Raw genomic sequence first — 7660 nt, 5'->3', positions numbered from 1 at the left:
GCTAAGCAGGTTTATAAAGGCTTGAGCCGTATGCGGTGAAAGTCGCTCGTACGGTTCTTAGAGGGCGGGTGCGTAGTAATACGTGCTCGCTACTCGACGCGCTGCATGATGGAAGGCAAAACAGGTTTTTATTTTGCCTTCGGTTGTTAGTAGACAAGCCGCGTGAGCGGTGTGTCAGTGATAAGTATTAATACATTTATTTCATTTAAAATGCTATTTTTCAGTTTTGAATTATTATGAATATGTAATAAATAACCAAATCCATACATATTCAATTTTATTGAGTATAAATGTTTATTGCTCCGAGTTTAACAGAGTCAAATTTTATAGAAGGCTCTATTGCTGAATCTATTTTCCATCTTCCCTTCGGACTAAAATTTGTTACATAAGAGATAGAGATACCAGATAAGACGTCTCCGAGATAAAGTTTGAAATGGACAAATACGTAATCTAGTTTTTGATCTGTATTATTTTGTACGTCAGCTAATATATATTTAACTCCATCTTGTCCTGTGACGATACGAATATTTGTAACTGATATCATATCATTGCTATTGGCAACTAATGATAAATTTGCCTTGACGTGCATTTCTAAGAGATCTGTCATATGATTTTTCATATTATTATCCTCGATATGTTTGCTATGTTAAGGTCATTGTAAATATCTCATATCTTTCCTCTGTTTAATATTTCATTTTATATTTATCATTTGTTATATGAACATATTTCATAATCTATACCCTTTATATTTCAAGTTGATATTACTGTTTGTATTTTTAATTTTTATCGAATTGATAGATGAGTTGGAATAATGGGACTTACAACGATATTGTCGGAAACTCAATGTTTAAGAAATATTTTTTGGGCGCTGAGTGATAGAGTACAAAGGTTTTTGTTTTGTACTCTATCATTCAGTAGACAAGCCGCTTGGCGGCGCGTCAGTTTTTCCGGTTAATGCTGATATTTTGAAGGCACATTTACGACCTGTGTCATGGATTCAAACCAGTCACAGGCCTGACAAGCCCGGTTGCTTCCCTTTGGATCGAAACAGTAATGTTCGTGCGAAGTATCTTCACAATACACTACGAATGGCTGATCGATTCGGTGCAGCTGAATAGTCGCGGCCTGTTCTTTGGAGGCCGGAAAAAACGCGCCACCGACTTCGGTAAACAGTTCGGTATCGTCCTGCTGTGCATGACAGTGTTCGCAGTGGTTTATCCAGTGCTGTCGGTGTAACTGTTGGCTGATGGCTTTGCGCAGGGTGTGGTGAAAACCGGGTAGCACATTACGCACGATAGACGGGATATCGACGATATAAAACACAAATGCCGGGCTGTCCTGTTCGGTGTAGTCCACTTCCGTGTCGGGTTCCTCATCCTTATCTGCTTCCAGTAATTGATGTCCGGCAGGTAACATAAAGGCAGTGACGGTGGTGGGTTCATGACAGTGCGGACAGGGTATCCGGGTTTGGGCGAGATACCAATATTCCGCATGCACATTGTAAAACGGCAGCCACTGCATAAACGGTTCCGGGTCAAAACTGCCATCGATATACCAGATTTGGGCGGTCGCATCCCAGTGTGCGCCCAGCTTTCTCACTGTCTCATACTCATCATCAGGGACGTGTAAATCAATCCGCAGCATATTGCTTCCTTCATGGCTCAGTGTTGGCTGAATAAATTAATCAGACTATTTATCTAATTTTCACCCAAGCATAAAGAGTTTATTGCTGACTGGTGGCAAAAAACTCCGCATCCTCGTATCCGGCGTCTATGATGAGGGGAGTTTTTATGCGTGGTGGCTTTTCGATATCCGGTGCGGCCTGTCTGCTGGGATTGACTGTATTGTGCATGCCGCTGGCTCAGGCGGCGGAGAAAGATGAGCTGGCTAGTGCCAAGCGTCTGATTGATCAGGTACTGATAGCACTGGAGCGCGCCAGCATCGCCGAAAAGCAATCTGACACGTCAATACAGCCTCGTTATGAGTTTGATTACTCCCGTATCAGGACGGATCTCAACACCATCAAAGCCGGTATCGATCACTACCTGATGCCTTCCCGCGATCAGCCCCGTGCTCCCGTCCTCCTCTCCGGCGATTACCGTCAGGAACATCCGCAATGACCTTGGCACAACGCCAGGCCTTTGAAGTGGCCTCAGGACACTTTGATGTCACTTTTTTATATCTGGTGTGTGTCGGCTTTTTCCTGGCCACGTTGTTTCTGTGGGCCGCCTGGGCGAATGAAAAAGTGCGTAATCAGACCCTCAGCCAGTTTGCTCTTCGAACCGCAGTATTGCTGGTCGTGGCTGTCTGGATGTTTGCCAGTTGAATCAATGAACATAACAAAAAGGAACTGAATCACTATGAAACGAATTTTTACGGCCTGCCGTCAGTTCAGCACAAATCTGATGACCCGGGTCAGCACTTTTCTGTTGCTGCTGGGTCTTTCCTGTGAGTCTGCCTGGGCCGATTTGCCCTCGATTGAACCGCCCACAAGTGGGGGTCGTGGCGGATTAATGGGGCAGGTGAAAGGGTATGCACAGGATGGCATTGTGATTGGCGGGTTGATCCTCTCCGCAGTCGCATTCTTTAAAGTGGCCTCGGCTGCGGTGGAAACCTTCTCCGAAGTGCGCGATGGAAAAGCCTTGTAACACGCGATTGCTTATGCTGAACGCGAGCAGGCCGGGCGCAGTGGTAAACTGATTGATAAGCCGACGATCACGCAGGCCATCGACCGTTACCGCTATATTGTCAGAAGCTCAGGATTGACGGGTAAGAATGCCCCGCACAGTATGCGTTACCATTTTGTTCAGCAATCCGGGGAGCATTATATAGTGCAAGGATTCAGCGAGCGGGAAGCGCTGGCACTGGTCTCAATGGATTTAGGGCATGGTGACGGGCGCGGACGTTATATTAAGCAGGTGTATTACCAGAATATTGAGGGCGAATAAGTTGTATGGAGCACACACGGTCGCTGCTTTAGTCATTGGAATATGAGCGAAGCAACCTTGAGTCTTAGGCGATTATTCCTATGTTACGCTAACTCACTTTTGGACAGAAATGCGTTAGAGTTTCTTCTCTAACGCTTTCTAGCTTCAGATTAGTAAAAAGATGTTGAAGAGTTAAATCTTTGTTAGGCAAAAAAATCAGTGAATAGTGTTTGGGCTTGTGTACGATTACACAAAGTCAAAGCAAGAGGACTTAATTTCTTTCTGTTATTGCTTTTTCTTTCTTGATATGAATGCCTTACCAATAATAGCTGCATATGCTATACAAGATTCAAGCCCTTTTTTGTCTGCAAATTCTATCAAGAAACGACCAAGTTGTTGTTCGTTAAAACCATTTTTGATTAAAAATGTTGTTATCTCATCAATGTCCAAGTCATTACTTTCATTACTATCATAATTAAAACTATTTTGCTCAGGTCTATATGTGTGTTGCACTGAATTTTCCTTTCTTGCAGGCTCATCGGGTTGCGTGACGTCTATAGAACGAAGCTGTGTAATCTCAACAGTTTTAACCTTGCCAGTTTTACTCTTAATTAAAATTGACTGTCCAAAGTCAAATTTCATCCACTGCCATGAATGTGTTTTCGTTTTCGAGATATTATTATCAATAGGATTAACAGTGCCAAGCCCTATGACATAATAATTGCCTTCATAGTTTCTTACTAAGGTGTCGCTTTGTGTTTGTGGCGGCTGCCATTTATTTATATTAGGATAAATGAAACTTGTCGCAATGTTCCCTTCGGAAATTTTATTTAACCTAATAGACTCTTTTATTATATAGTCACTATCTTGTATATCCCAATGGGGAATATCGTTGTAGCAACCTAATATTGCACCTGCCATGCTTGCAATTGAATCAGTATCAGTACCTAAAAAATTAACACAAGAAATAATGGCCTCGTATGGAGAACAGTCCTTAAATAAATGGCATAGCAAACTGCTAGCAATAGCAGTATTAGTGGCAGTCCCTCTTCTCTCATTTTTATCACATTTTAGAGCAACAATTACAGCCTGATAATTTTCAGATGGTTTGCTTGTTTTCTTTAAGGCATTTACAGCATTTGATAAGTACTCTTTGGATTCCCTACGAATTCGCTCTACTTCATCATATAAATTCTTTCTGCTAATGTTTTCCCAGTTTGGCAACCAGAAATTCTTCAACTCATAGACACTATTTATAATGTCTGGTATGGCTGAGAAGTTATCTATTATTTTCTCGAGTTCTACAGGACTCGCTGGCTTTCCATTTAGTAATGCATATTGTAATGTATCTGCATGTAGTATTGCCCCACATACGGATAATAAATGCCCGTGAGTGACCAGAGAATCTTTAATGACAGAAACTTCATATTTTCTTTCGATTAAATTTTTACAGCTCCAAACATGAGGTTGTATCCTCATGGCTGTTCCATTCCCCCCTGAATTTGTATACTCAATGTAATTATTTTTATAAAAATTTGAAAACCAATTGGTATCTTTTCGCATAAGGTTAGTAGCTGCAGCTTTAGTTGCCCTTCCCGCACCTAATGCATAAGATAACCATACAGGAAGTTCAATCTTAGCGAATGATTCAATATCAAATTCGCCATTTCCCCTTATGCATCTTGAAATAGCCAATCTCAGCTGAGTATCATCAGAATATGTACCAGCTGGCAAATTAACATTAGCTCCTGAATATCCGCCGATTTTTCTACTCCAGTTTACTGGCTTTTGCAGATAATTGTCAGAGATTCTCCGTTTTAATCCCTCATCATCAGCAAGCTCTGATATCCACCCAATAGAATCACCAGCGGCAGCCCACAGTGCAGAATTTATGACTTTTTTTTCTCTGAGTGAGTTCATTTTACCCTCTTAGAGTGTGTTAGGCACACCGGAAAACTTTTCTGGACAAATAATAACATTTACCCGGTCAAAACCAAAGGTCCTAAGTGTTCCATGTATCGACGCAGCATGTTCTTCATTTTGAACATAGACGCACCTTAGAAAATTCATATCAAGTGGGTTTGGATATAAGACTTCAGCTTGTTCACAGGTAGTTAAATGATTAGCTCTTTCATTTCGGGAAATATTATTACCTATCCATCTTATAATTGTTTCATCAAACATTGCTTGTAACCCAGCTAAGTCTGGTGTTCTAATCACCGAAGTATAAATGTTGTTTGTAGTTGTAAAATATACACCTAGATGGGTTAATATAATAGGATTGAAAGACATTATACACCACCATTTATTATTTGAACCACTAAACCAGCGCTTTGCTGCATTGAAATATCTAGTGTTAATTTCACTAATGGAAAGATTTATATAATCTAACCAGTCTTTATCTTTATTAAATACTTCTTGTGCCTCTTGGCGTTCACTTGCTACAGGAGACGCAATATAACTCAAGTATTGATCTGTATCCAATGCTTTCCGTGATAATACAGTTCTTGAGCCTGCACAACCTGTAAGCCCTTTTTCTGATGTAAAATGCAGAATTTCTTTTATGCCATTATCTTTAATAAATTGTTTAATTGTCATTTATAAATTTACCTCGTCAAAGGTTCCATTTGTGAAATAATTTACTAAATCTGATTTTTCGGATTCTTTGTATCCTATAACAACGGACTCTCTTGCTCGACTGATAGCCATTGCTAATAGACGTTTTAATTGTTGCAACTTATCATCATTTTCATCGTCGAGGTGTTGCATATTAGTATTGCTCAAACCTAATATAATAACGTGATCAAATTCAAGGCCCTTAGCCGAATTCATTGTTGATAGAGCAATGTTTTCTGATCCCCTGGGCCATACTTTATTCTTTGTGATTGTTATGTAAGAGAGTCTGCTATTTGTTAACTGTTTTTTTATTTCGTTGAACCAAGCCCCGCCTTTAGGTTTTAGAAATGCTACGGATTCAGTTTCTAAATCTACATGCCTACGAATATAATCAATTGCATAACTAACTTGCTGAGAATATAAGCCTTTACAAACAATTGGCTTGGGTCCATGCCTAGTTGCTTGTGTAAAATCACTGACGCTTCCATCGTCATCTATAGTTAAACCTTGAGTAATAGAGGCAGCAAAAGTTGCAATCTCTATTGTATTTCTATGGTTTTCTTTTAGCCTATAGTATGTTGCATTCCTCATGTCTAAACCTGTCTCAGCCCAAGTAAACCCACGAGGATATAGTCGTTGTATTGTATCGATAACAAATGTTAAATAGTAATCTTCCTTGAGGTGATTGAGAATTGCCCTAATTTGATTAACTGAAAAATCTTGTGTTTCATCAACAACAATTATGTCATAATCTAAACAACTATTTGAGATCATTTTCTCACATTGTGTGTGCCAATCATCTAATTTTCTTTCTTCAAGATATTGCACATATTCTCGAACTATATTAATTAGAATCTGGCGTGTTGATCTAGTTACTTGAGGAGATAATCCACGGCCGGTTCTTTCTATAGTTAAATACCTATCTAAATCGGAATGAAGAAACCTACCTCTTAAATAATCTATTTCATCAAGGATGAAATTTAAGTCATAGCCTAATGAGATACATTTATTTAATAAATATGAAGTTTGCTCTTTATCTTGTATTAATTCAGTATTTAAATGAACCTTCGCCCAGTTAGCAAAAGTATCATTTTCAACTTGTACAGGTATCGCGCCAGTTTGAATACTATCGTTTATAAGACCTTCTATGTACCCAGCTAATGTTCTATTGAATGAAAGAACTAACGTTTTGATAGGGGCTTGATCATTATTAAGTGTTCTACGATATGATAGGGCGTTGACTATTGCAGTCAATCGAAGTAAAGCACTTGTGGTTTTACCACTGCCTGCGGCACCTCTAATAACCACAATTCCAAACGTGTTTCTACTTACTATCGGCAATTGTTCGCGTGTAGCTCGATGGTTGGATAAAATTTTCAAGAATTCTCCTCATTCTATCTTTCATATCAAAGTGTTTCTTGCTTATCTAACAGATAGTTAATTTTTAGAAATAGTATATATTGTTGTTATTTCTGATCCTTATTATTTCCATATCAAATATAGAAATTATCAGGTTTTATATTCTATAAACTTCAAGTTACAATTTGCAAGGCGAAAGCAGATTATTATTTCCTGAATAGTGGAGGATAATAAATGCATCTTGAAATACGATGATATAAAAAATGCGTTGTGACTTTCCAATCTTCCAGATAAGAGATTTACTATTTAGGTCATGATATATTTAACCATAAATATGGTGTTCTATTAGATAGAATAAAGTCAACAAAAAAATAGTAAGATATCTCAGATTTAATATTAACTTGAAATGGGGCATAAACGTGTTAGACCACACGGCTTGAACGGGTCACGGCGTATTGACAGTTTCTCCCTGACGCCCCAAAAATTCCGTCGCACTCCTGACATTATTTTTTTTCCCGGAAAATGAATTACCCATTGACCTGATGATTTCTGTTTATTAGCGTAGTCAGACTTATCCATGATCCGGTCGCTTGTGAGGATCACCTTCGGGCAGCGACAGCAACACTCCTGTAGCCTGCAAGGGAGTACACTAGATGCTGTCGTCATGAGATTTTCAGCCAAAGGACAAGGCAACGGATTTGCACTGCGGCAAGAAAAGACGCGCTATTTTTTGCATAGCGAGTGGCTATACCACGCCA

General features: G+C 39.3%; 7 protein-coding genes and 3 pseudogenes. 4 read left to right on the top strand and 6 right to left on the bottom strand.

The window, feature by feature from the left end; all coding sequences use genetic code 11:
• Nucleotides 1-277: 277 nt before the first annotated feature.
• Both Xets_RS13685 and Xets_RS13680 read right to left on the bottom strand, forming a co-directional pair.
• Entirely contained in the window at nt 278-619 is a 342-nt protein-coding gene (locus Xets_RS13685; RefSeq protein WP_099133941.1) for an FxLYD domain-containing protein, read from the bottom strand.
• Between the two features lie 332 nt (nt 620-951).
• Nucleotides 952-1644: a DUF5710 domain-containing protein gene (locus tag Xets_RS13680; RefSeq protein WP_099133940.1), complete on the bottom strand. Its 693-nt coding sequence runs from the start codon at nt 1642-1644 to the stop codon at nt 952-954.
• A 146-nt stretch (nt 1645-1790) separates the two neighbouring features.
• On the opposite strand from Xets_RS13680, the gene Xets_RS13675 reads away from it, so the two are divergent.
• From Xets_RS13675 to Xets_RS28700, 4 genes and pseudogenes are all read left to right on the top strand, one after another.
• Nucleotides 1791-2120 (top strand): RAQPRD family integrative conjugative element protein, encoded by a 330-nt coding sequence (locus Xets_RS13675; protein WP_187651895.1) that lies wholly within the window; start codon nt 1791-1793, stop codon nt 2118-2120.
• A complete protein-coding gene (locus Xets_RS13670) occupies nt 2117-2326 on the top strand; it encodes a TIGR03758 family integrating conjugative element protein (protein WP_187651894.1) in 210 nt (69 codons plus the stop codon). The genes Xets_RS13675 and Xets_RS13670 overlap by 4 nt, the downstream gene beginning before the upstream one ends.
• Nucleotides 2327-2405: 79 nt before the next feature.
• Nucleotides 2406-2642, top strand: a pseudogene (locus tag Xets_RS28705) (TIGR03745 family integrating conjugative element membrane protein); the annotation flags it as partial.
• A 6-nt stretch (nt 2643-2648) separates the two neighbouring features.
• Nucleotides 2649-2948, top strand: a pseudogene (locus tag Xets_RS28700) (integrase domain-containing protein); the annotation flags it as partial.
• 264 nt (nt 2949-3212) lie between these two features.
• Here Xets_RS28700 and Xets_RS13655 read toward each other — a convergent pair.
• The 4 genes and pseudogenes from Xets_RS13655 to Xets_RS13640 all read right to left on the bottom strand — a co-directional run.
• A complete protein-coding gene (locus Xets_RS13655; protein ID WP_187651892.1) occupies nt 3213-4847 on the bottom strand; it encodes an ADP-ribosylglycohydrolase family protein in 1635 nt (544 codons plus the stop codon).
• Nucleotides 4848-4856: 9 nt separating this feature from the next.
• Entirely contained in the window at nt 4857-5525 is a 669-nt protein-coding gene (locus tag Xets_RS13650; RefSeq protein ID WP_099133936.1) for a DarT ssDNA thymidine ADP-ribosyltransferase family protein, read from the bottom strand.
• Nucleotides 5526-6923 (bottom strand): 3'-5' exonuclease, encoded by a 1398-nt coding sequence (locus Xets_RS13645; protein ID WP_187651891.1) that lies wholly within the window; start codon nt 6921-6923, stop codon nt 5526-5528.
• 641 nt (nt 6924-7564) lie between these two features.
• Nucleotides 7565-7660: pseudogene (locus tag Xets_RS13640) on the bottom strand (IS5/IS1182 family transposase); the annotation flags it as partial.

Origin of the sequence: Xenorhabdus sp. TS4, from assembly GCF_014467265.1 — a bacterium.
Lineage (GTDB): Bacteria > Pseudomonadota > Gammaproteobacteria > Enterobacterales > Enterobacteriaceae > Xenorhabdus > Xenorhabdus ehlersii.
Note: the sequence above shows the minus strand (reverse complement) of the source record. Positions and strands in the feature narration are given on the sequence as shown.

Coding starts and splice junctions, on each gene's coding strand:
- Xets_RS13685 (WP_099133941.1), bottom strand. CDS start 619: ATGAAAAATCATATGACAGATCTCTTAGAAATGCACGTCAAGGCAAAT.
- Xets_RS13680 (WP_099133940.1), bottom strand. CDS start 1,644: ATGCTGCGGATTGATTTACACGTCCCTGATGATGAGTATGAGACAGTG.
- Xets_RS13650 (WP_099133936.1), bottom strand. CDS start 5,525: ATGACAATTAAACAATTTATTAAAGATAATGGCATAAAAGAAATTCTG.
- Xets_RS13655 (WP_187651892.1), bottom strand. CDS start 4,847: ATGAACTCACTCAGAGAAAAAAAAGTCATAAATTCTGCACTGTGGGCT.
- Xets_RS13670 (WP_187651894.1), top strand. CDS start 2,117: ATGACCTTGGCACAACGCCAGGCCTTTGAAGTGGCCTCAGGACACTTT.
- Xets_RS13675 (WP_187651895.1), top strand. CDS start 1,791: ATGCGTGGTGGCTTTTCGATATCCGGTGCGGCCTGTCTGCTGGGATTG.